At 68.6% G+C, this 21573-nt stretch carries 20 protein-coding genes; 10 read left to right on the forward strand and 10 right to left on the reverse strand.

The window, feature by feature from the left end:
• Positions 1 to 52 precede the first annotated feature (52 nt).
• Positions 53 to 2290, forward strand: coding sequence for a PBP1A family penicillin-binding protein (locus Q7V15_RS08945; protein WP_304755180.1), 2238 nt, complete (start codon positions 53 to 55; stop codon positions 2288 to 2290).
• Between the two features lie 37 nt (positions 2291 to 2327).
• Here Q7V15_RS08945 and Q7V15_RS08950 read toward each other — a convergent pair whose 3' ends face one another.
• Genes Q7V15_RS08950 through Q7V15_RS08960 form a run of 3 tightly spaced genes read right to left on the reverse strand, consistent with a single transcriptional unit; the run spans position 2328 to position 4325 of the window.
• Positions 2328 to 2798 carry a response regulator gene (locus Q7V15_RS08950; protein ID WP_304755181.1) on the reverse strand — a complete coding sequence of 157 codons (471 nt, stop codon included), beginning with the start codon at positions 2796 to 2798 and terminating at the stop codon, positions 2328 to 2330.
• The gene (locus Q7V15_RS08955; RefSeq protein WP_304755183.1) at positions 2785 to 3792 is read right to left on the reverse strand and encodes a sensor histidine kinase; all 1008 of its coding nucleotides are present in this window, start codon (positions 3790 to 3792) and stop codon (positions 2785 to 2787) included. Before Q7V15_RS08955 ends, Q7V15_RS08950 begins: the two co-directional genes overlap by 14 nt.
• Before the next feature lie 2 nt (positions 3793 to 3794).
• Positions 3795 to 4325: a methanogen output domain 1-containing protein gene (locus Q7V15_RS08960; protein ID WP_304755186.1), complete on the reverse strand. Its 531-nt coding sequence runs from the start codon at positions 4323 to 4325 to the stop codon at positions 3795 to 3797.
• Positions 4326 to 4485: 160 nt separating this feature from the next.
• Between Q7V15_RS08960 and Q7V15_RS08965 the strand changes: the two genes are divergently transcribed.
• The 8 genes from Q7V15_RS08965 (at position 4486) to Q7V15_RS09000 (ending at position 13653) form a co-directional block, all read left to right on the forward strand.
• Positions 4486 to 4734 carry a hypothetical protein gene (locus Q7V15_RS08965; protein ID WP_304755187.1) on the forward strand — a complete coding sequence of 83 codons (249 nt, stop codon included), beginning with the start codon at positions 4486 to 4488 and terminating at the stop codon, positions 4732 to 4734.
• Between the two features lie 47 nt (positions 4735 to 4781).
• Positions 4782 to 6614: an ABC-F family ATP-binding cassette domain-containing protein gene (locus Q7V15_RS08970; RefSeq protein ID WP_370689797.1), complete on the forward strand. Its 1833-nt coding sequence runs from the start codon at positions 4782 to 4784 to the stop codon at positions 6612 to 6614.
• A gap of 530 nt (positions 6615 to 7144) precedes the next feature.
• Complete coding sequence (locus Q7V15_RS08975) at positions 7145 to 9238, forward strand: ATP-binding protein (RefSeq protein WP_304755190.1); 2094 nt, start codon at positions 7145 to 7147, stop codon at positions 9236 to 9238.
• A gap of 70 nt (positions 9239 to 9308) precedes the next feature.
• The gene (locus Q7V15_RS08980) at positions 9309 to 10301 is read left to right on the forward strand and encodes an ABC transporter substrate-binding protein (protein WP_304755192.1); all 993 of its coding nucleotides are present in this window, start codon (positions 9309 to 9311) and stop codon (positions 10299 to 10301) included.
• Between the two features lie 12 nt (positions 10302 to 10313).
• The gene (locus Q7V15_RS08985) at positions 10314 to 11066 is read left to right on the forward strand and encodes an ABC transporter ATP-binding protein (protein ID WP_304755194.1); all 753 of its coding nucleotides are present in this window, start codon (positions 10314 to 10316) and stop codon (positions 11064 to 11066) included.
• Positions 11063 to 11830 carry an ABC transporter permease gene (locus Q7V15_RS08990; RefSeq protein ID WP_304755196.1) on the forward strand — a complete coding sequence of 256 codons (768 nt, stop codon included), beginning with the start codon at positions 11063 to 11065 and terminating at the stop codon, positions 11828 to 11830. Before Q7V15_RS08985 ends, Q7V15_RS08990 begins: the two co-directional genes overlap by 4 nt.
• A 37-nt stretch (positions 11831 to 11867) precedes the next feature.
• Positions 11868 to 12548, forward strand: coding sequence for a hypothetical protein (locus Q7V15_RS08995; protein WP_304755198.1), 681 nt, complete (start codon positions 11868 to 11870; stop codon positions 12546 to 12548).
• A gap of 7 nt (positions 12549 to 12555) precedes the next feature.
• Positions 12556 to 13653, forward strand: a complete 1098-nt coding sequence (locus tag Q7V15_RS09000) for a DUF2336 domain-containing protein (RefSeq protein WP_304755199.1) — start codon at positions 12556 to 12558, stop codon at positions 13651 to 13653.
• Between the two features lie 12 nt (positions 13654 to 13665).
• On the opposite strand, the gene Q7V15_RS16500 is transcribed toward Q7V15_RS09000, so the two are convergent.
• The 7 genes from Q7V15_RS16500 to Q7V15_RS09040 form a co-directional block, all read right to left on the reverse strand.
• The gene (locus Q7V15_RS16500) at positions 13666 to 14724 is read right to left on the reverse strand and encodes an energy transducer TonB (RefSeq protein WP_370689798.1); all 1059 of its coding nucleotides are present in this window, start codon (positions 14722 to 14724) and stop codon (positions 13666 to 13668) included.
• Between the two features lie 63 nt (positions 14725 to 14787).
• A complete protein-coding gene (locus Q7V15_RS09015; RefSeq protein WP_304755201.1) occupies positions 14788 to 16167 on the reverse strand; it encodes a hypothetical protein in 1380 nt (459 codons plus the stop codon).
• A 200-nt stretch (positions 16168 to 16367) separates the two neighbouring features.
• Positions 16368 to 17102, reverse strand: a complete 735-nt coding sequence (locus tag Q7V15_RS09020; protein WP_304755203.1) for a 16S rRNA pseudouridine(516) synthase — start codon at positions 17100 to 17102, stop codon at positions 16368 to 16370.
• Positions 17099 to 18007 (reverse strand): class I SAM-dependent methyltransferase, encoded by a 909-nt coding sequence (locus Q7V15_RS09025; protein ID WP_304755204.1) that lies wholly within the window; start codon positions 18005 to 18007, stop codon positions 17099 to 17101. Before Q7V15_RS09025 ends, Q7V15_RS09020 begins: the two co-directional genes overlap by 4 nt.
• Positions 18008 to 18010: 3 nt before the next feature.
• Positions 18011 to 19606 carry a peptide chain release factor 3 gene (locus Q7V15_RS09030; protein WP_304755205.1) on the reverse strand — a complete coding sequence of 532 codons (1596 nt, stop codon included), beginning with the start codon at positions 19604 to 19606 and terminating at the stop codon, positions 18011 to 18013.
• 71 nt (positions 19607 to 19677) lie between these two features.
• Entirely contained in the window at positions 19678 to 20058 is a 381-nt protein-coding gene (locus tag Q7V15_RS09035; RefSeq protein WP_304755207.1) for a hypothetical protein, read from the reverse strand.
• A 99-nt stretch (positions 20059 to 20157) separates the two neighbouring features.
• Positions 20158 to 20490 carry a DUF1491 family protein gene (locus Q7V15_RS09040; RefSeq protein WP_304755208.1) on the reverse strand — a complete coding sequence of 111 codons (333 nt, stop codon included), beginning with the start codon at positions 20488 to 20490 and terminating at the stop codon, positions 20158 to 20160.
• 177 nt (positions 20491 to 20667) lie between these two features.
• Here Q7V15_RS09040 and Q7V15_RS09045 point away from each other — a divergent pair, with 177 nt between their 5' ends.
• Positions 20668 to 21570, forward strand: a complete 903-nt coding sequence (locus tag Q7V15_RS09045; RefSeq protein ID WP_304755209.1) for a hypothetical protein — start codon at positions 20668 to 20670, stop codon at positions 21568 to 21570.
• Positions 21571 to 21573: the final 3 nt, after the last annotated feature.

Below are 21573 nucleotides of genomic sequence, written 5' to 3' on the forward strand. Positions count from 1 at the left end.
CCCAAAGCGTCTCCGCCGCCAAATACTCCCGACGCCTCAACACGCAGCGAACGTGAACGACTGGACCCTGGAACCCTACCAATTTCCCGACGACGAACCGGGAAGACCTCTGCGGCCGCGCAGATCGCACCCCCGTGCGTCGGAGGTAGGGGATCCGCAGCTCGCCCCAGCGTCAAACGCCGCAGACGACGGCTTCGGGCGCCGGCCCGAGCCCCCGCGCCTTGGACCATCAACAGTGGTCGATGGGGACTCCGGCGGACCCTTCATCCTCCCACGGCCGCCGAAACCCCCGCGCCGGTGGGGCTGGCTCTGGAAAACCATGCTGGTTCTCGCCCTGCTGGTGGCCGCAGGGGTGATCGGCGGCGGAGTCTATCTGCAGCAGCGGTTCCTGCAGAACATGCCCGAACTGCCGCCGCAGTCGCAGCTCTATGCGTTCAACCGGGCGCCGGGCATCAAGTTCTTCGACCGGCACGGAGACCTGATCGCCGCCCGCGGGCCGCGCTATGGCGATCGGGTCCGCCTCCACGACCTCCCCGCCCACGTGCCGCTGGCCTTCATGGCCGCGGAAGACCACCGATTCTATCAGCACGGGGCCATAGACCTGCAGGCCATCGCCCGGGCGACATATGTGAACTGGCGAGCCGGCCGCGTGGTCCAGGGGGGCTCCACCCTGTCGCAGCAGATCGCCAAGAGTCTGTTCCTCACGCCGGACCAGACCTTCGAGCGCAAGATGCAGGAGGCGGCGCTCGCCTGGCGGCTGGAGCGTATGCTGACCAAGGATGAGGTCCTCGAACTCTATCTCAATCGGGTCTTCTTCGGCGCCAACACCTTCGGAGTGGATGGCGCGGCCCGCACCTATTTCGGCAAGCCGGCCAGTCAGCTGACCCTGGCGGAATCCGCCCTGCTGGCGGCGTTGCCCAAGGCCCCTTCACGACTGGCCCTGACCAACGACATGCCCGGGGCCCTGGCCCGCTCCCGCTGGGTTCTGCAGCGGATGCATGACACCGGCTGGATCAGCCGGCAGGAAATGGTCGCCGCCCAGGCCGAGACCCCGGCCCTGGCGCCTACCGCCACCTCCACGGACGGCCCCTATGGCTATCTGCTCGACCACGCCACCACCGAGGTCCTGAAGCGGATCGGACCCAACTCTCCTGACCTTCTGGTGCGGCTGTCCATTGATCCGGTGCTGCAGGACCAGGCCGCGGCGATCCTCAGCCAGGTCATGGCCAGCGATGGGGTCACAGCCGGCGCCGAGCAGGCGGCCCTGGTGACCCTGGGTCCCGACGGCTCCGTACGGGCCATGGTCGGGGGCGTGGACTACGCCCGCAGCGTCTTCAACCGGGCGACCCAGGCCAAACGTCAGCCCGGCTCGACCTTCAAGCCCTTCGTCTATGCCGCGGCCCTGGAGAAGGGCGTCCTGCCCACTGACGTACGGGTCGATGGGCCGGTGCGGTTCGGGGACTGGCGGCCCGGAAATTATGGCGGCGGCTATCGGGGTCCGGTGACGGTGGAGACCGCCCTGTCGCGGTCGATCAACACCGTGGCGGTCAAGCTGGGCGCTGAGGCCGGCGGCCCGGCCCTGGGGGACATCGCTCAGCGGTTTGGCCTCACCTCCATTCCCCGCAATCCCGATCTATCGGTGACCTTGGGGGCCTATGAGGTGAACCTGCTGGAGCTGACCAGCGGCTTCCAGGTGTTCCAGCAGGCGGGCGGACGCCTGACGCCCTCGATCATCGAGGAAATCCAGACCGTTGACGGAGCGAACGTCTTCACCCGCGCGCCCTCAGGGCCCCTGCCGGCTCTGGACGTCAGCTACGCCAGCATGATGGTCAAGATGATGAGCAAGGTCCTGGGCCCCGGAGGCACCGGGGCGCGGGCCGCCTTCGACTGGCCGGCCGCGGGGAAGACCGGCACCAGCCAGAACTGGCGCGACGCCTGGTTCGTGGGGTTCACCGCCGAATATGTCACCGGGGTGTGGGTCGGCAATGATGATGATACGCCGATGAACCGCGTCACGGGCGGCGCCATTCCTGCTCAAATCTGGCGCCGCCTGATGATCGAGGCGCATAAGGGGCTTGAGGTTCGGGACTTCGACTGGCTGCTCCCCGATCCGGAGCCGATGTTCGACCCGGACCCACGCAACGGCTTCTATCAGGGTCTGGCCAGTGAGTTCGCCAACGCCGCCGTCCGAGCCGAGCCGCCACCGCAGCCCTTGCCGCCAAGCCAGCCGCAACCCCGGGACGAATACGACGCCAGCCGCCCCATCCCTGAGGAAGACATACCCTTCTGAGGTCGGCGCTCCTCGGCTGATCCTGAGCCGACAGGCCCTAGTTCAAAGGGCGGGCGAACTGGATCAGGAGCTCGGGGATACGAGACGCCACCACAGGCTTGGTGATCCAGCCAAGGGGGCGGGCCTCGGCGGCGCGGCGGCGGACGTCGCTGTCGTCGTGAGCGCTGACGAAGACCGAAGGGATGTCAAACCGGGTCCGGGCGTCCTTAGCGGCCTCCACCCCGTCACGGTCCCCCAAGAGCCGGATATCCATGAGGATCAGGTCGGGAGTCTCCCGCTCACATATCTCCAGCGCCTCTTCGGCCGAGGCCGCCAGGCCGACGACCTCATAGCCCGCATCTTCGAGGGCGGCCTGCCATTCGCCGGCCACCAGCCAGTTGTCTTCGGTGATGAGCACCCGGCGACCCAGGGGAAAGCCGCCTCCGGCGTCCCGGTCGCCCTGGGACAGACCGTAGCTGCCCTCGCGGGGGCCGCGGGGATTGAGGCGGTAAAGGTCAGGATACGACATGGGTCGCCTCCGGAAGCGGGAAAGAGACGGTGGCGACGGCGCCGCCGTCCGACTGGATGACAAGGTGGCCGCCGATCTGGCGGCAGAGGCCCCGCACCAGCCCAAGGCCCGAAGACGAGGGACCTGAGGCGGCCGGGGCGAACCCCGGTCCATTATCACGGACCGTCAACACCGCCTCTTCCCCTGAGCGGGCGAAGTCCAGCGACACCGCCGCCCCCGGGCCGGCGGCATACTTCACCGCATTGGTCAGCAGCTCATTGGCGATCAGCGCCAGGGGAAAGGCCAGATCATTGGGCGCGACGATCGGTTCGGCCCGCACGTCAATGGCGATCCGCACCCCCGCCAGGGACTGAACGGTCTCGGCGAGAGCGCCGAGCATCTGATCGACACGAAGGCCGTGCGACGACTCTTCGGAGTACATCAGCCGCTGGGCGTCAAAGAGCGCCGAAAGCTTAGACTGCAGCATCTTCACGAACTGCTTGCGGTCCGGATCCTCGCTTTCCCGGCCCGCCGTCGAGACCAGGGCCAGGATCATCTGCAGGTGATTTTTCACCCGGTGCTGCAGCTCCCGGTACAGCACCTTGTTCTGGGCGAGGGACTCTTCCAGCTCCGCCTGGACCCGCCGACGGACGGCGATCTCGCCATTCAGCTCACGAACCTGGGCGGTCAAGGCGGGAAACTGGTCGCCGGTCACGTCCCGGAGTTTGATAGCGTAGCCCATTTCCCCCTCCCCCCGCAGGGCGAGCGCCTCGACCTTGGCGGCAGGCTCGGACGGAACCGCCCCGGCCAGGCGGAGCGCCCCAAGCACCGGGTCGGCCGAGCCGGAGGCCCGCTCAAGCAGGCTCCGGAGCCCGTCGAAATCTGAAAACAGGTGGCGCCAGCTGCTGGCCGCCTCGCCGAACCGGGCGCGGGCCGGACGGTTCATGTCGACGATGCGCCCGTCGCCGGCGAAGATGATGACCGGCTCGCGGATAAGCTTAGCGATGGGATGCATGATCAGAGGTCGGCCAGCTCGGGCCGGACCCGACGGAAATACTCCCGGGCTTCGCCGCCGCCCTCTTTCGGCGTCAGATAGACGGTGACGTGACAGCCAGGGTCGCCTCGGGCGATCGCCTTGTCGATCTGAACCCTCGCATAGCCGAGGTTTTCGCCTGCCACGTGACCAAACACGTTGGAGGTCATCATGCAAAGGGCGGGGCGACCCACCACGAATTCACCGAAGGGGCAGGAGTTGTTGGCGAAGACGATCCGGTCTTCTCTCTGCTCGACGACATAGAAGTCGCCCTTGATCCGTTGCTTCAGATCCACCAGCACCTGGGCCACCTGATCGGCCGACAATTGCTCCACGGCCAGGGCTGCGCGGTACTTCTCGTCCAGGGCCTTGCCCACCGCCGCCCCGACGACGCTGATATAGCCCGACGCTTCCTCCAGACCGACGACGTCCTGCAGGGCGCCTGAAAGCTCCCGCAACAGGGTCCGCAGGAACATGTCCCGCTCCAGGTCAATCTCGAGATGATCCAACGACATCCGCCACCCCTTCAACGCGACCGGGACTGCGATCTCGCAGCCGGACACAACCTATAGATTGTCCACTCTGGAGGGTGGAAGCAGTTTCCCATGGCAAAGGTTGCAAAGCGTCCGCGCCCTCGACCTTGACGTCACGGCCCAATCAGCGGCCCGGATAGGGATGGCGAAAGAAACCGTACATATCCTCCAGGCCTATGTGGCTGGCCGAGGCAAGGCTTTGAAAGCCGAACCTCAGATAGGCTGCGCCAGCGCAGAGGAGGCCCGCCGAAAGGCCGAGCGGCTGGCGCCCCTGCGCTTGGCCGTGGTGGCCTTCTCGGTCTCCGCCGATACGGAGATGGGGGACTATGACGAAAACCCCGTCATTCACTTCCGTTCGGGCCCCCTTCCCCCGCCTTTCGACGAGGCCTGAGGCGCGACTTTCGTCTGGCCGCTTGCAGGTCGGCCAAAGCGCGCTATGTGCCTAGCCACATGAAGCCCCCCATCCTCGCGCTGAAGAACGTCCGTCTCGCCGACGGGCCCCGCATGCTGTTCGACGGCGTCGATCTGGCTCTGGAGCCCCGCACCCGCGCGGCCCTGGTCGGCCGCAATGGGGCTGGCAAGTCGACCCTGATGCGCATTCTCGCGGGCTTGACGGAGGCCGATGATGGCGAGCGGGCTGTCACGCCGGGCACGCGGGTGGCCTATGTGCTGCAGGAGCCGCTGATCGAGGGCGAGACCCTGTTGGATCACGCCACCGCCGGCGGCGCCGCAGCCCATGAGGCCGCCGCCGCCTTGGAGAGCTTTGGCCTCGATCCCGCAAAAGGAACCTCAGGCCTTTCGGGCGGCGAGACCCGCCGGGCGGCCCTGGCCCGGGCCCTGGCGGAGGATCCCGACGTCCTGTTGCTGGACGAGCCCACCAATCACTTGGACATCCTGGCCATCGAGACCCTGGAAGGCGCCATCGCCTCCAGCCGGGCGAGCGTGCTGATCGTCAGCCACGACCGCGCCTTTCTGGAACGGGTGACCCAGCGCTGCTTCTGGCTGGAAAGCCGCAAGGTCCGCAAACTCGACCGGGGCTTCGCCGCCTTCGACGCCTGGGTGGAGCAGCTCACCGCCGCCGAGGCCGACGAGGCGAGACGTCAGGACAAGGCCCTGGAGCGCGAGACCCACTGGCTGGCCCGCGGCGTCACCGGTCGGCGGGCCCGCAATGAGGGCCGGCGGCGCAGGCTGATGGAGATGCGCGAGGCCAAGGCCGAGCGGTTGCGCGACACCCGCGGGTCCATGTCCATGGGCGTGGCCTCGGCCGGAACCTCCGGCCAGCGGGTCGTCGAGGTGAAGGGGCTCTCAAAGAAATTCGGCGACCGGGTGATCCTGGAGGACTTCTCCACCCGCATTCTGCGCGGCGACCGGATCGCCGTGGTCGGTCCCAACGGGGCGGGCAAGACCACGCTGGTCAAGCTGCTGCTCGGCGAGCTGCCGGCCGATTCTGGCCAGGTGGTGCTGGGGACCAATCTGGAGGTGGCCTATATCGATCAGGCGCGAGCCGATCTGAAGGACGACATGCTCTTGAAGGACGCCCTGGCGCCGCTCGGCGGCGACCAGATCATGGTCCGCGGCGCGCCCAAGCATGTGGTCGCCTACGCCAAGGAGTTCCTGTTCACTGACGCGCAGATCCGCCAGCCGGTCCGCAGCCTGTCTGGGGGCGAGCGCAACCGCCTGTTGCTGGCCCGGGCGCTGGCCCTGCCCGCCAATCTGATGGTGCTCGACGAGCCCACCAACGACCTGGACATGGAGACTCTGGACCTCTTGGAAGACATGCTCTCGGACTATGAGGGCACGCTCATCCTGGTGAGCCATGATCGCGACTTCGTCGACCGCCTGGCCACCTCGACCATCGGTCTGAACGGGCGGGGCCAGGTGGTGGAGACTCCCGGCGGCTGGCAGGATTTCCTGAGTCAGAATCCCGGCTTCTTCGGCGTCTCCCCGGCCAAGGCGCCCGGGGGGCGGCGCGGCCAGGGTCAGAGCCGGGGACCGGCCCCCGCCCCGGCTGCTGCAGCGGCGAAAGGCGCCAAGCTCTCCTATAAGGAACAGCGGCGTCTGGAAGAGCTCAACGCCATGATCGCAGACCTGCCCGGCAAGATCCGCACGCTGGAGCGCCAGCTGGCCGACCCCGATCTCTATACTCGCGACCCTGGGGCGTTCGAGCGCTTCGGTCAGGCGCTTGCCGCCGCGCGGGGCAAGCTTGAGGCTGCCGAACTCGAATGGCTGGCCCTCGAAGAGCGCCGCGAGGCCCTGGAAGCCGGTCGCTGAACCCGAGCGCGATCAATCCTTGTGGAAAACGTTCAACGCTGATTTTGCGGGAAATTTAGCCCAGAACCCCCAAAGGATTCACAGCCTATACACCGACTTTACACAGGACGCTCACAAGCGGCCGAAGTCGGGCGCTTGCTTCATAGCGGGTTCGGGATCAAGGTCAAGGGGTCGAGAGGGACCGCAGCCCTGGCGAACCAGAAAAACCGGGAAACCGGCCGACTGGAACGCAGATGGAGCGGGAGGTTTCGGAGCGACGGCGGCGGGGCGACCCAAGGTCAGCGTTCAGAGACAACGGCGTGACGGAAACCTGCGGGGCAGCCCGTGCTCGAAGTCACAGCGACCTAACGATACAGGTCCGGAAGGATCTGGAATGAGGGCGACGCCGCGGCCTGCCGCAGCGCCGCCCTCTTGCCATGGGCGCGGCTCAATCCACGCCGTGGGCCGACCGGCAACCGCCGCCCGTTTCCGCTTAACGATTTGGCGCCACCCCCTGAGCCAGACTGCGGCATTCGGAGGGGATCTCGGCCATGGTGACAGGACGGCGGCTGCAGCGCGAAATGGCGCTCGGTCTGACGATCTGCCTGGCGTTCGCCAGCGCGGCCCTGCTCAGCGTGGCGCTGACCCGAGACACCAACAGCGTCGCCGCCCTCTGGCTGGCCAATGGCGTCCTGGCCGCCGGGTTCCTGCTGCTCTCGCCGCGCGGCGCCATCGCGCTTGGCGCCGCCTGCGCGGCCGCCAGCCTGGCCATCAATATCCTTACCGGCGCGCCATCGGATATCGCGCCGGTGTTCACGGCGCTCAACATCACTGAGGCGCTCCTGGCGGCCCTCCTGATCCGGCGGCTATGCGGGACCAGGATCCGGATCGGGGGCCTCCCCCAACTGGTGCGGATCGTGCTCCTGGCGGTGGCGCCCGCGGCGGCCATCACCGCTGTCCTGGCGGCGTGCGCCCTCGCCGCCCTGGGGCGGCCCTTCACCGAGGTGCTGAGCAATTGGTTCCTCGCCCACAGCCTGGGCATGGCCATCACCCTGCCCGCCGTCCTGCTGCTGGCTGACCGCCGCTCTGGCCCCGATCATGAGCGCAGCCCGCTGGTCGAGGCCGCAGTCTATGGGCTGGTGATCACCGTCAGCTTCGCCGCCTACCTGCCCTGGACCTTCCCGGCGCCGCTGCTGATCACGCCCACCCTGGTCGTCGCCGCCTTCAGCCTTGGCCCCCGGGGCACGGCCCTGTCCGCCGTGATCATGGCGGTAATCTGCACCATCGTGCTGACCCTGGGCCCTGGGGGCGCCATTTCGTCGATGTGGTCGCCGGCATCGCGAATCCACAATCTGCAGTTCGTCATCGCCACGGCCCTGTTCACCAGTCTCTCGGTGGCGCTGATCCTGGCCGAACAGGCCCGCACCCGGCGGCTGCTGGCCATGCGCACCCGGGCGGCCAAGCGCGCCCAGGCCCGGGCGCAGGACGCTGGGGCCGCCAAGGGCGAGTTTCTGGCGACCATGAGCCACGAAATCCGCACGCCGATGAACGCCATCCTGGGCTTCACCCAGACCCTCCGCCGGCGAGATGACCTGCCCGACGAGGCCCGCCGGCAACTGGAGTTGGTCCACCGGGCCGGCGGCTCCCTGCTGGCGGTGGTCAATGACATTCTCGACTATTCCCGCCTTGAAACCGGCGAGGTGGAGCTGGCGCCCCTGGCCCAAACACCCCTGGCCGTGGCCCGCGACGCCCTGGACATCATCATCCCGGCGGCTGAAGCCAAGGGGCTGGACATCATCCTGGATCAGGTCGGCCCGACACAGTCGGCGGTCATGATCGATGATCTGCGGGTGCGTCAGGTCTTGCTCAACCTGCTGAGCAACGCGGTGAAGTTCACCGAGACCGGTCAGGTCCGGCTCATCCTGACCGCCCGGGACCAGGGGACCGAAATGCTGCTGCGGTTTGAGGTTCAGGACACAGGCGTCGGTATTCCGCGTGATCGGATGCACCGCCTTTTCCGTCGCTTCTCCCAGGCCGACTCCTCGGTCAGCCGGGCCTTCGGCGGGTCAGGCCTGGGCCTGGCGATCTGCAAGGGACTGGTGGAGGCCATGGGCGGCCTCATCGGGGTCAGGAGTCAGCCGGGGTCGGGGTCGACCTTCTGGTTCGAGTTCACCGCCGAACGCGCCGAGGTCAGCGCTGACGCCCCCGCGCCCGAGGATTTGGTCGAGCTTGGTCGCGCGCACGTCCTGCTGGTGGACGACCACGCCATGAACCGCGACCTGGGCGCCACCATACTCGACCTGCTGGGGTGCCAGGTGAGTCTGGCCTGCGACGGCGCCGAAGCCCTGGAAATGGCTCGCTCCGGCGCCTTTGACGTCATCCTCATGGATATCCACATGCCGATTATGGACGGGGTGGAGGCGACCCAGAAGATCCGCGCCCTGGAGGGCCCGGCCAGTCAGGTCCCAATCATCGCCATGAGCGCCGACGTCATGCCTGAAATGGTGGAGCGCTGTCGTCGGGCGGGCATGTCCGACGCGGTTGGCAAGCCGGTGCAGATCGAAGCGCTTCACGCCGCCCTCAACCGGTGGACCAGTGGACCGTCGGCCGCCGACCAGGCAGGCGACATCCCCGCGGTCGCCTGATTTGGCAAGCCGCTTGGCGGCGAGACCACAGCCCCCTACCTATAGTGGGGTTTGTTCCTGGGGGTCTTCGATGAAGCTGCTGCGCCATCTCGCCATCGCTCTGGCCGCCCTGGCCTGCGCCTGCTCACCGGAATCAAAGACCGACGAACTCACTGGCGCCGAAGGTCTGACGACCCTCCGCTTCGCCACCGACTGGCGCGCGCAGGCTGAGCACGGCGGCTTCTATCAGGCGCTCGCCACCGGCGAATTCGAGAAGCGTGGCCTTAAGGTCGAGATCATCCAGGGCGGCCCTGGGGTCAATGTGCCTCAGCTGCTCGCCGCCGGCGCGGTCGACATGGGCATGGGCTCCAACAGCTTCATCGTCATGAACCTGGCCCAGGAGAAGGCGCCGGTGAAGGCCGTCGCGGCCTTCATGCAGAAGGACCCCCAGGTCCTGATCGCCCATCCTGACCAGGGGATCGAGACCATAGCCGACCTTAAGGGTCGCCCCATTCTGCTGTCGGACGCCTCGGTCACCGCCTTCTGGGTCTGGCTGAAGGCCAAGTACGGGTTCACCGACGATCAGGTGCGGAAATACACCTTCAACGCCGCGCCCTTTCTGTCGGACAAGCGTGTGGCGCAGCAGGGCTATGTGACCTCAGAGCCCTATACGATCGAAAAGGCGGCGGGGTTTGCGCCCAAGGTCTTCCTGCTCGCCGACCACGGCTATCCTGGCTACGCCACCATGGTGCTGGCCCGGGACGCCCTGATCACCGAGAATCCTGAGGCCGTCCGCGCCTTTGTTGAAGCCAGCATCGCCGGCTGGCGGTCCTATCTGGACGGCGATCCCGCGCCTGGCGACGCGCTGATCAGGACGGACAATCCCGAGATGACTCAGGACGTCCTAGACCAGGCCCGGGACAAGCTGAAGTCCTATGGGATTGTCGATGGGGGGGACCCGGCCATGACGGGACGGATGACCGAGGCCCGCTGGACCGAGTTCCTGGAGATGGCGCGCGGCCAGGGGGTCTATCCCGCCGACCTGGAGGCGACCTCCGCCTACACCCTCGACTTCCTGCCCTAGGCCGCGCCTCGCATGGAGCCGTTCGTCGCCGAACTGGCGCAGGTCGAGGTTGAGTATGGGCAGGCGAACCTCGCGCTTGGCCCGATCGACCTCACCCTTGCGCCTGGAGAGATCACCGCCCTGGTCGGACCTTCAGGCTGTGGCAAGTCCACCGCCCTACGACTGCTGGCGGGGTTGGAGGCGCCTACTCGCGGCCACGTCCGCCGCACCGCCGGGCGGGGCGAAACCTCTGTCGTCTTCCAGGCGCCGACCCTGGCCCCCTGGCTTTCGGCCCGCGACAACGCCGCCCTGCCGCTGGAGATCTCAGGGCTCTCCCGGCGAGAGGCGCGCCAGCGAGCTGAGGCGGCCCTGGCGCGGGTGGGCTTGGCCGGCGCGGCCGGGGCGCGGCCGGCCCAGCTGTCTGGGGGCATGGCCATGCGGGTCTCGCTGGCGCGGGCGCTGGTGACCGAACCGCGCCTGTTGTTGCTGGACGAACCCTTCGCCGCCCTGGACGAGATCACCCGTCGGGCCCTGGCCGATGACGTCCTGCGCCTGTGGGCCGAAACCCGGCCGGCCATCGTCTTCGTCACCCATAGCGTCGAGGAGGCGGTCTACATGGCCAGCCGGGTCGTGGTGTTCAGCCGTGGTCCTGGACGGATCGCCGGCGAGATGTCGGTGGCTGGGCCCGCGCCCCGCCCTGAGAGTTTCAGGACCACAGCCGGGTTCCGGGCGACCGTGGAGGCCGTGTCGACGGTGCTGGCGCGGGGCATGGAGTTGGCCAGTTGAAGCGGCTCGCCGACATCCTCGCCCCGGTCCTGCTGATCGTCATCCTGCTAGGCGTCTGGGAGATCACCTGCCGCGTCCTGCAGACGCCGGCCTACTTCCTGCCGACCCCGAGCGCCGTGGGCGTGAGCCTGTGGGCCGACGCCCCGACCCTCCTCGCCTCGGCCTGGAACACCCTTTCCATGGCCCTGGCGGCCCTGATCCTGGCCAGCCTGTCGGCCCAGGCGTTGGCCCTGCTGGTCGCGTTGAGCCCCATCCTTGAACGGGCGATCAAGCCCCTGGCCGTCGTCCTGCAGGTCACGCCGGTGGTGGCTATCGCGCCGCTGGTGGTGATCTGGGCCGGCATCGACAACCCAGAGCGCGCCATCATCGCCCTGGCCGCCCTTGTGGCTTTCTTCCCCATATTCTCCGGGGCGATCACCGGCCTGAAGGCCGCCGATCCTGACCTTGAGCGCCTGTTCGATCTCTATGGGGCCGGCCGGGTGAAGCGCCTCATCCGCCTGCGCCTGCCGTCGGCCGTGCCCTTCCTGCTGGAGGGGCACAAGGTGGCGGCGGGTCTCGCCCTGATCGGAGCCGTGGTCGCCGAGTTCGTCGCGGGCTCCGGCGGCGCCCAGGGCCTGGCCTGGCGCATCCTGGAGGCTGGGAACCGGCTGCAGACCGCACGGATGTTCGCCGCCCTGGTGGTGCTCGGACTCATGGGCGCCCTGCTCTATGCAGGTCTCGCGCGCCTGGAACGCTCCGGGCTGCGCTGGTGGCGGGGCCGTTAGCCGCAGGTTAAGCCGCTCGCCCTAAAACGGGTCGGGCATGATCCGTCGCTGTCTCCTTCCTGTGATTTCCGCCGGCCTTGTCCTGGCGAACGCCGCTCCGGGCCTGGCCCAGACGGTGCTGCAGGACCGCTATGGCCCGCCGCCCGCCGCACGGGGCGGCGACCTGCAAGCCCATGCCAGCACAGAAACCTATGGCGGCCCCATGCTGAGCTGGTCTGGAAAGCGTGTCAGCGCGGCCGCCATGGCGCAGCCTGCGGCGCCGGCTCGCCCTGAACCCACGGCCCTGGCCCGGCAGTTTGCCCCATCGACGGCGGGGCCGAGCGCTCCGCCGCCTGGCTTTGCGCCCCCCTCGGCGCCCCCAATGAGGCCAGCCGTTCAGCCTGGCTATGAGCCCGTGCTGCGCGCGCCCCTCGCCCCGACCACCGATCCGGCGCCGGGGCTCCTGGGGGGACCGCCGGCAGCCCCCTTGCCCACCAGCATCTATGGTCAGGCCCCGTCGCAATCCCAGGCGCCCGCTCCGACCTTTGCTCAGGCCTCCGTGGCGGCGCGCCCCGGTGGCAGCCAGCTCTATTCCCTGCATCGGGAGTACGGCATGACCCCCGACGCCATTCCGGCCCCGCTTCCGGGCCCCAACTACATCCTGGTCGGCCCCCCCGACACCCCCGAGGCTATGGGTGACGGGGGAGATCCGGCTCAGGGTCTTGATCGCCAGTTCTGAGTCGCCCATGGAACGGTCCAAGCTTCACGATCTGATCGCCCTGGCCAACGAGCCCTCCAGCGCCCGGCGACGGGAGCTGCTCCGCGGGGTGACCGACCTGTTTTTCGCCGGCGACGGCGGCCATGGCGGGTCAGAACTCGCCCTGTTCGACGACGTGATGGGCCAGCTGGCCAGCGACATGGAGGAGGCCGTCCGGGGGGAGCTGTCCCGACGTCTGGCCGAGGCCTCCGCGCCGCCCCGTCACCTGCTGCGCGACCTCGCCCGTGACACCGCCATCTCGGTGGCCGAACCCATTCTTACCGGCTCCTCGGCGCTCACCGACGATGACCTGCTGGCCGTGGCCCACACCCGCGGCCAGGATCACCTGCGCGCCATCAGCCAGCGGCCGCAGGTTTCGGCCGCCGTATCCGAGGCCATTGTCGAGCGTGGTGACGACCACACCATCGGCGCCCTGTTGCGCAATGACGGCGCTGAACTGTCCCGGGAAACCCATGAGCGGGTGATCGACCGGGCGATGGCCAATTCCGACCTGCACGCCGCAGTCGTCAGCCGCCGCACGGTGCCCGTCGACCTGTTGAACGAGATGTATTTCGTCGTCGAGGCGCAGCTGCGCGACGCCATCCGCGACCGCAACAGCGAGGTCGACCCTGAAGCCCTGGAGGCCGCCCTGGCCGCCAGTCGAAAGAGTCTCGCCACCCGTGACGGCGCCCTGCCCGATGACTACGAGGAGGCCGAGCGCGCTGTTCGCCTGCTCAAGCTGCGCAACGGCATCACCCCGCCGGTGCTGGCCGCCTTCCTGCGCAATCGCGAGACCACCAAGTTCCTGGTCGCCCTGTGCGAGATGGCCGATATCGACTTTGGCACCGCACGAAAGATCCTGGAGCGTCAGGACCTGGACGCCCTGTCCATCGTCTGCAAGGCGGCCGGCTTCGAGCGCTCGCTCTACCTCACCTTCGCCGTCCTGATCCTCGATCGGGAGGCCAACGCCATGGGTCGCGCCCGGGAGTATGGCGAACTGTTCGAGGCCCTGCCGCGGGAAGCCGCCCAGCGCACCATCCGCTTCTGGCGCATCCGTCGCCAGACCGGCGACGTGGCTGCGGCCTGATCGGGTCGTCCCCTAGGGAGCCGGGGCTGGGGTCGCAGGGGCCTCGGGTGGCAACTCATAGCGGATCGGCAGGGCGATCCGCCCACCCACGGTCGGCAGCCCCTCGTCGGTCCAGACCGACAGGCGGAAATGCGACGCCAGGGCCAGGGCGGCCTCGCCAAATCCAAGCCCGGCCGGCGCCTCTGATCCCACCTGACAGTCCTCCACCATCCCGCCCGGCCCCACGACGCAGTTCATAAGCACGCGGGCGCCCGAAACGCCCTTGACCCGCGCCTCCGCAGGATAGGCATCGACGACGGCCCCGGCCGACGGGAGCCGGGTCCACTGGGGCTTGCCGATCACCCGCTTCTCAGGGTCCAGCATGTCCGGCGCGAAGGTGACCATGTACTGGGTTTCAACACCCCGCAGATCGGAGTCGTCGGCCGTTGGGGCCAGCACGAACTGCTCCGAAAGGCTTCGGGCCGCCTTAGCGAAGCCAAAGCCTCGCGGCGTCTCGCTTAGGGTCCTGCAGTCCTTGAGTCGACGGTCTTCGGTCAGGGTGCAGCGTATTGTGGCCGAGCCTCCAACCCCCTCTGCAGCGGCCTTTTGAGGATAGGCTGTAGCCGTCTCGGCATGGCTCGGCGCATCAGCCCACAGGGGCCGCCCCATGAAACGACGCGTCATTGGATTCTGCCCACCCGGGAGAAACGAGCCTGTGGGCGTGCCCAGTCCTTTGAAATCGATCGGGATGCGAACGTCCCCGACGACCGGCTGGCCATCCTTTATCGCCGGCTTCATGAGGAACTGGGGAGTCAGCGCGATTGCGGCCTGACCAAAGCCCATGTCTTCCGGCTGCTCAGACAGGACGACGCACTCAAACAGGGCGCCTTGAAGGCTCACCTTGCAGCCGATGGTCGCCTTGCCGTCGAGCCCCCTATCCACAGCTTTGGTGGGAAAAACAGCCATGAGCTGCGACCGCGTGGGAAGCCTCAGCCAGTCAGCCTCTACATCGGGACGCTCGACCAGTTCCTGCGCCAAGGCCGGCCCAGCAAGAGTCATAACGGTGCATAAGACCAGGTAGCTCAACCGCATCGGCGCGTCCTCCAGCAGGAGGAGGAAGCCTACCAAAGGTTGTCTTTGGTGGCGATGCCCGTTTTACACCCCGTCGCGAGGGACGGCGCGGACGCGCAGGCGCTCCATGGCGTCGATGGCGATGAGGGTGAAGGAGCGCAGGCCTTCCTCGGCGAAGACGTCCAGGGCCGCCTGCAGGGCGAGCGCCGCCGAGGCGCGTTCGCCGCGATCCTTGCCGGTGATATCCAGCCGAGCCTCATAGATGCGCGCCAGATTGACCTGGGCCAGCGCCCAGCTGACCGGATCGACCCCGGCCCGGCGATGGGCCAGCTCGATCTTGAAGGCCGCTTCGGCGGCGTCGAGGACGGCGAGGTCGCCGGACAGTTCCGCCGAACGGGCCAGGCACAGGGCCCGCCCATTGGAGGCCTCAGCCCGCAGGGCCAGCGCCGGTGCGTCGGCCAGGACGAGACCGGCCCGCTCATAGCAGGTGACCGCCTGCTCGAAGGCCCGCTCGCCGGCGGTGGCCTCCCCCAGGATTTGAAGGGCCAGGCCGAGGGCCGCCTGCATCCGGGCCCAGTCCAGTGGACTGTGGTCGCGGGCCAGGTCCTCGACCACATCGGCCAGGCAGGTGACCGCTTCCAGGATTTGTTCAATATCGCCGCTGACCTCGCCCATCAGGGCCAGAATCTGGCCACGCAGGGCCGCGGCGCGGGCATGGGCCAGGGGCTCATAGGCGCCGTCGAGCCCTTCGGCCACATCGGCGGCCTCTTCCAGGGCCATTTGCAGCAGGTCCAGATCCTTCAGCCGCGCGCCCCAACCGGCCAGCATGTCGGCGCGCAGCGTTCGGGCCTCGGCGATCAACAGGTGGGCGGCCGAGCAGCGGCGGGTGAGCGCCTGCAGGGCGGCGATGGGGGCGGAGAAGCGGGCGGCGGTGACCCGGGCGGCCTGGGCGTCCCCCAGGCTCATCCGGCGACGGCCTTCAATGAGGGCCAGACCCACCTCGGCCAGCGGCGCCGCCAGACCCCCGCGGGCGGCCTCGCGGGCCTCGCGGAAAGCGATCTCGGCGGCGGCGTTCAGTCCTTCCTCGCCGAACAGTTCTGCGCCGAGCAGGGCGCAGAAGGCCTGCTCGCAGCGGGCGCGGGCCCAGCCGTCGGGGCGACGCTCCCGGTCAAAGGCGGTGGCGGCGGCCTCGGCCTGGGCGGCGGCCTTGCGCAGGGTGGCGGCGTCGCCCGAGCGGCGGGCGACCTCGCGCCAGACAATGGCGGCCTCAAGCCGGCGCTGGGGCTTGTCCTTGGCGCTGATGCGGCCAGCGGCCACGTCAGCGGCCCGGCCCTCATTGCGCAGCAGGGAGAGGTCGAGGAGTTCGAGCAGGGCGGAGTCGCCCCCAGCCAGGCCGTCGCGCGCCGGACGCCAGCCGCCCTGGGCGCCAAAGATGCGTTTCAACTCCCGGCCGAACTCAAACATGCCGTGGCGCTCCGTCGTCATCAGAGTCCCGCGGCGGGACGCCCCGCGCAGGTTCAGGTGAGACAGAGCAAAGCCGGAGCCGCGCCAATTAACAAGTCATTAACTCTTGAACATGGTTAATGGAACCTTACGGCCTTTAAGCAAAGCGGGTCGCAAATCCGAGACTTGCAGGCTGCTCACTCCGACCGGTGACCCTCGCTTCAGGCGAAGATCGCGCCCTGCTCCTCAGGCGACAGGATGCGCCAGGCGCCCGGCGCCAGGTCCTGCGGCAGAGAAAGCCCCCCGATCTGGTCCCGGTGCAGGGCCTCCACATGATTGCCGACGGCGGCGAACATGCGGCGCACCTGATGGTAACGGCCTTCGGTGATGGTCAGCCGGGCCTCGGTCTCAGACAGGGGCTCAAGGATCGCGGGCGCCAGGGGATCGGTCTCCGACTCCAGCATCAGGGTTCCCGAGGCGAAGAGCGCCGCCTCGTCGCCGCGGAGCGGCCGGGCGAGCCTGGCCACATAGCGCTTGGCCACGTGGCTGCGCGGGGCGATCACCCGGTGCAGCAGGGGGCCGTCGTCGGTGATCAGCAGGAGGCCGGTGGTGTCCAGGTCGAGGCGGCCAATGGTGGAGAGGCCCGGCATCCGCGCCCGCCAGCGCCGGGGCAACAGCTCATAGACGCTGCGGCCGGGTTCGCGATGAGAACAGACCACGCCGAGCGGCTTGTGCATCAGCAGGGTCAGGGGTGCGGGCGGGTCCACCGGCGCGTCCTCGATGGTCATCCGTTCGGGCAGATCGGGGACCACCGGAATCTTCTGACCGCCATCCGTGAGCGCCGCCCCATCGAACACCACCGCGCCCTTGCGCAGCAGCCCCTGGACCTCGCGGCGCGATCCATAGCCCAGATTGGCCAGCAGCCGATCGAGCCGGGCCATCGGGACCTTGCTCACCGGCGCGCCTCATAGAGCTTGTAGCCGCCCTCCTCAGCCAGCAGCTTGACCTTGGCCCCGAAGCTGTCAGCCAGCGGCCGCTCATAGGGCAGGTGGCGGTTGGCCACCATCAGCAGCTTGCCGCCGTGACGCAGGACGCCGGCGGCCTGGGCGATGAAAGCCGCGCCCAGGGCCCGGTCCTCGGCGCCGCCATCATGGAAGGGCGGGTTCATCACCACGAAGTCCAGGTCGCTCAGGGCCGGAACGCCCTGACGGATGTCGGCCCAGACCACCTGGGCCCGGGCATCGCTCACATTTCGCGTCGCGCACGCCACGGCGCGGCGATCGATATCGATAAGGGTCAGCCCGGTGACCGCCTGTGACGCCAGCACCCCATGGGCCAAAAGGCCAAGACCGCAGCCGAAGTCGGCGCCGACGCCGGCCTGGGTCGGCAACCGGCTGAGCAGCAGGGCGGTGCCAGGATCGATCCGGTCCCAGCTGAAGATCCCGGGCTGGGTCCAGAGGCCCAGCTCCGGCGACAGGCGCGGGGCGCCGGCGGCCAGGGCCTCAGACAGGTCCAGCTCAGCGGGGCGGACGACCACGCAGATGCGGTGATGGCGCCGGGCGTCCTCGGCCACCTCAAGCCCGAAGGCCTTGAGCTCCTTGCCCAGACGCGAGCCGCCCTTGGCCTTGGGCGCGAGCGCCCTCATGGTTCCGCCGACCTTCAGGGCGCGCAGGCCCTGGGCCAGGACATAGCGCCGCTCCACCGTGCCTGGCGGCGCGAGGATGGTGAGCGCGTCCAGGCTCTGGTCGGGCTGGTCGTCGAGGGCCTCTGACCCGGGGATCAGGGGCGAGAACTGCGCCGCGTCTGGTCCGGGCTCGGCCAACTCCCGGGGCGGCAGGCCGTAGAGACCCTCCTGCGACATGGCTCAGGCCCGTTCCTTGGAGCGCTCGAAGCGCACCTTGGGGTAACGCTCGGCCACATAGCCGATCTCCCAGGTGGACTTGGCGAGGAAGACGGGCTGTTCGTCGATGTCGCTGGCCATGGCCCCGCGATGCTTGCCGGCGAAGTCCTCCACATCGACCTTTTCGCCACCGAGCCAGCGGGCCTCCGCATAGGGGGCGGGCTCGAAGGTCACCTCCAGCTGGTATTCATTAGCCAGGCGGTCGGCCATCACCTCGAACTGCAGCTGACCGACGGCGCCGACGATGAAGTCGGCCCCGATATTGGGGCGGAACAGCTGGGTGACGCCCTCCTCGGCCAGGCCCTCCAGGGCCTTCTTCAGGTGCTTGGCCTTGAGCGGATCCTTGACCCGCACCCGCTGGAGGATTTCCGGGGCGAAGTTGGGCAGGCCAGCAAACCGAAGGCTCCCGGTCTCCGACAGGCTGTCGCCCACCCGCAGCACCCCGTGGTTGGGAATGCCGATGACGTCGCCGGCGAAGGCTTCTTCCGCCAGCTCCCGGTCCGAGGCGAAGAACATGATCGGCGAGTTCACCGACAGCTGCCGGCCGGTGTTCTGAACTTTAAGCTTCATGCCGCGGGTGAACCGCCCGGAGGTGAGGCGCAGGAAGGCCACGCGGTCGCGGTGATTGGGGTCCATGTTCGCCTGAATCTTGAAGACGAAACCGGAAACCTCCCGGTCGCCTGGCGCCACATGGGTCGCCTCGCCCCCCTTATGCGCCGCCACGGCCTTGGGCGGCGGGGCGTAGGCGCCCAGGCCCTCCAGCAGCTCGGCGACCCCGAACTTGCGCAGGGCCGAGCCGAAAAAGACCGGCGTCATGTGCCCTTCCAGGAAGGATTGCGGGTCGAAGGGCTTGGACGCCTCCTGCACCAGCATCGAGCCCTCCTCCACCTCGGCCTGCTCCTCCGGGTCGAGATAGGAGACCACGGCGTTGGACTTGAACGCGATGGGATCGGGATGGCCGTCGTCATCGGCGGTCTTCTTGGCGAACGGCAGGAAGCGATTGCGGCGCAGGTCGACCATGCCCTTGAACCGCCCGCCCGAGCCCGCCGGCCAGTAGAGCGGCGCAGGGTCCAGGGCCAGCTTGGTGGAGATCTCGTCCAGCAGCTCGAAGGGGTCCTGCGCCTCCCGGTCCATCTTGTTGATAAAGGTGACGATGGGAATGTCCCGCAGACGGCAGACCTCGAACAGCTTCAGCGTCTGTGGCTCGATGCCCTTGGCGGCGTCCAGCACCATGACCGCGGCGTCGGCGGCCGTCAGGGTGCGGTAGGTGTCTTCGGAGAAGTCCTCGTGACCCGGCGTGTCCAGCAGATTGAACATCAGACCATCGTGGTCGAAGGTCATGACGCTGGCCGAGACGGAGATGCCCCGCTCGCGCTCGATCTTCATCCAGTCCGATCGGGTGCGGCGGTTCTCGCCCCGGGCGCGGACCTGGCCCGCCGCGCGGATCGCCCCGCCGGCCAGCAGCAGGTTTTCCGTCAGCGTGGTCTTGCCGGCGTCGGGGTGGGAGATGATCGCGAAGGTGCGGCGGCGCGCGGCCTGGGCGGCGGGAGATTGAGTCATGGGCGCGGGTTAGCGCGCGCGGCCCTCGGACGCAAACGGCGCGACGAACGCCGCTCGCGCTGAAACGGCCTTCAGGCCGCCAGCCGGCGCCAGACCTGACGGTCGCAGGTCAGGGTGTCGAGATCGCCCTCGTCCTGGCGGGTCTTGAGGTCCTCCAGGGCCGCCTGGCCAAGCTCGGCGAAGCGGATGGTCACCTCCTGGGGGTCGGCGTCGAAACCCGGGACCACGAACAGGGCGCCCGTGATAGAGGGCGCCTTGGCCTGGATCAGCGACGCCAGACGCATGGCCCGGTTCGGGCGCTCGATGTGCAGCAGCGGCGTCTCGGCATAGAGTTCCTGGCCCATGCGCATGATCGACGGGAAGGACAGCGCCCGAAAGCGGTCGGCCGTCAGGCGCGGCGTCAGCTTCATCTCGGCGAGGTCGAGAACCACGTCGTTCATGAGGAAGAGCATTGCGCCATACGCCTTTACTGCCGGGGGAAGACGCATCCTGCCCCAGGCCGGCTTTCGGTTACGTGGACGAAACCGGTTAACGAGGCGGCAAGCTTGGGATCAGGCGTCCTCTACGGGCTCGGTGAGGAAGTGACGGCCCTGCTTGTCCTCCACCTCGACGACCCAGATGTCGGGGTCGATGCGGGCGGCGCGGGCGACATAGGCGTCCACCTCCGGCTCCTCGGTGGCCATGGTCGGGCGCATCCAGATCCGCTCGCCATCGCCCCGGGTGGCCTCGGCATAGAGCCGCACGGTCTTGTCCGACAGGTTGACCGCCTTGACCAGGACCGCGCCGGCCCGGGCGTCACCCTTGCGGGCGACGACGCCGAACCCGCCGGAAAGCTCGGCCCGGCGGATCAGGGCCGCGGCCCAGACATCTGTCGACAGGATCATGCCCGCGCCTCCCTTTTGCGCGCCTTGCATAGGGCATGGCTGCGGGACCCTCGCAAGCCGCCCGCTGGGTCGAACGCCGCGGCGGGAAAGAAAAACAGCGCCGCTAACCGAACGACAACCGCTCGTCCCCCAAGATGGATCACCGGCCGCAGAGCCGCAAAGAAACGAGATGGACGCATGACGATCCAGCGCGACAAGGCGCGACGTCGGGTGTCTCGATGGATGGGGACGATGGCGGCGGCGGGGGTGCTCGCAACGCCACTGACGGCGGTCGCGGGGCCGCTGGACCTCTATGTCGAGCGCACCGCCATGGCCGCCGCCGACCAGCGGTGCGGCTTCTTCGACTCCGGTTTGCGCGCCGCCCTGGAAGCGGGCCGCATCCAGACCCGCAACGCCGCCCTGCGCAGCGGCGCCACGGCTGATGATCTCTCACGGGCCGACGCCCGGGCGCGGGCCTCGGCCAGGACCGTCATCTGTGACTCTGAGGCGGTCTCCGCCGCCGCCGCCCATGTCCGCAGCGCCTTTGACGGCTTCGCCAAGCTGCGGCAGATCACCTATCCCGGCGAGACCGCCGACTGGCGCGCCGACCGCACCTCCAGCGCGCAGATCCATCGCTGGCGCCTGGCCCAACAGACGGACTTCGCCGGCGGCCAGATGGTCTTTGGCCTGGCCGGACGCGACACGCGCCCCGTCCTGCTGGCCCTGGCCAGCTTCGCCGATGGCCGGACGCCCTATGCCGCCCGGCTGATCATGCGGGATGAAACCCGGGCCGCGCGCCCCTATCTCGATCTGCGGGGCGATCTCGATCTCGCCCGCCGGATGCCGCCAGCCGGAGCCCTTCGGACCTATTCCGCCGAGGCCCGCAGCAAGGCCGGCCTGGACCTTCGCCCCGAAGCCATGGGCGCCGGCTGGGCGTTCCGGTTTCCGACAGAAGCCGCCGTCCGACTGACCGCCCTCGATCCCCGGGAGGCTGTGGCGGTAGAGTTTCTGTTCTCGCAAGGCCCGGCCGTGCGCCGGGTCTATGTGGAGGTGGGCGACTTCGCCGTCGGCCACGCCTTCCTGGCGATGGCGTCGCGCTAGCGC

The organism is Phenylobacterium sp. (assembly GCF_030651755.1).
Classification (GTDB): Bacteria; Pseudomonadota; Alphaproteobacteria; order Caulobacterales; family Caulobacteraceae; genus Phenylobacterium.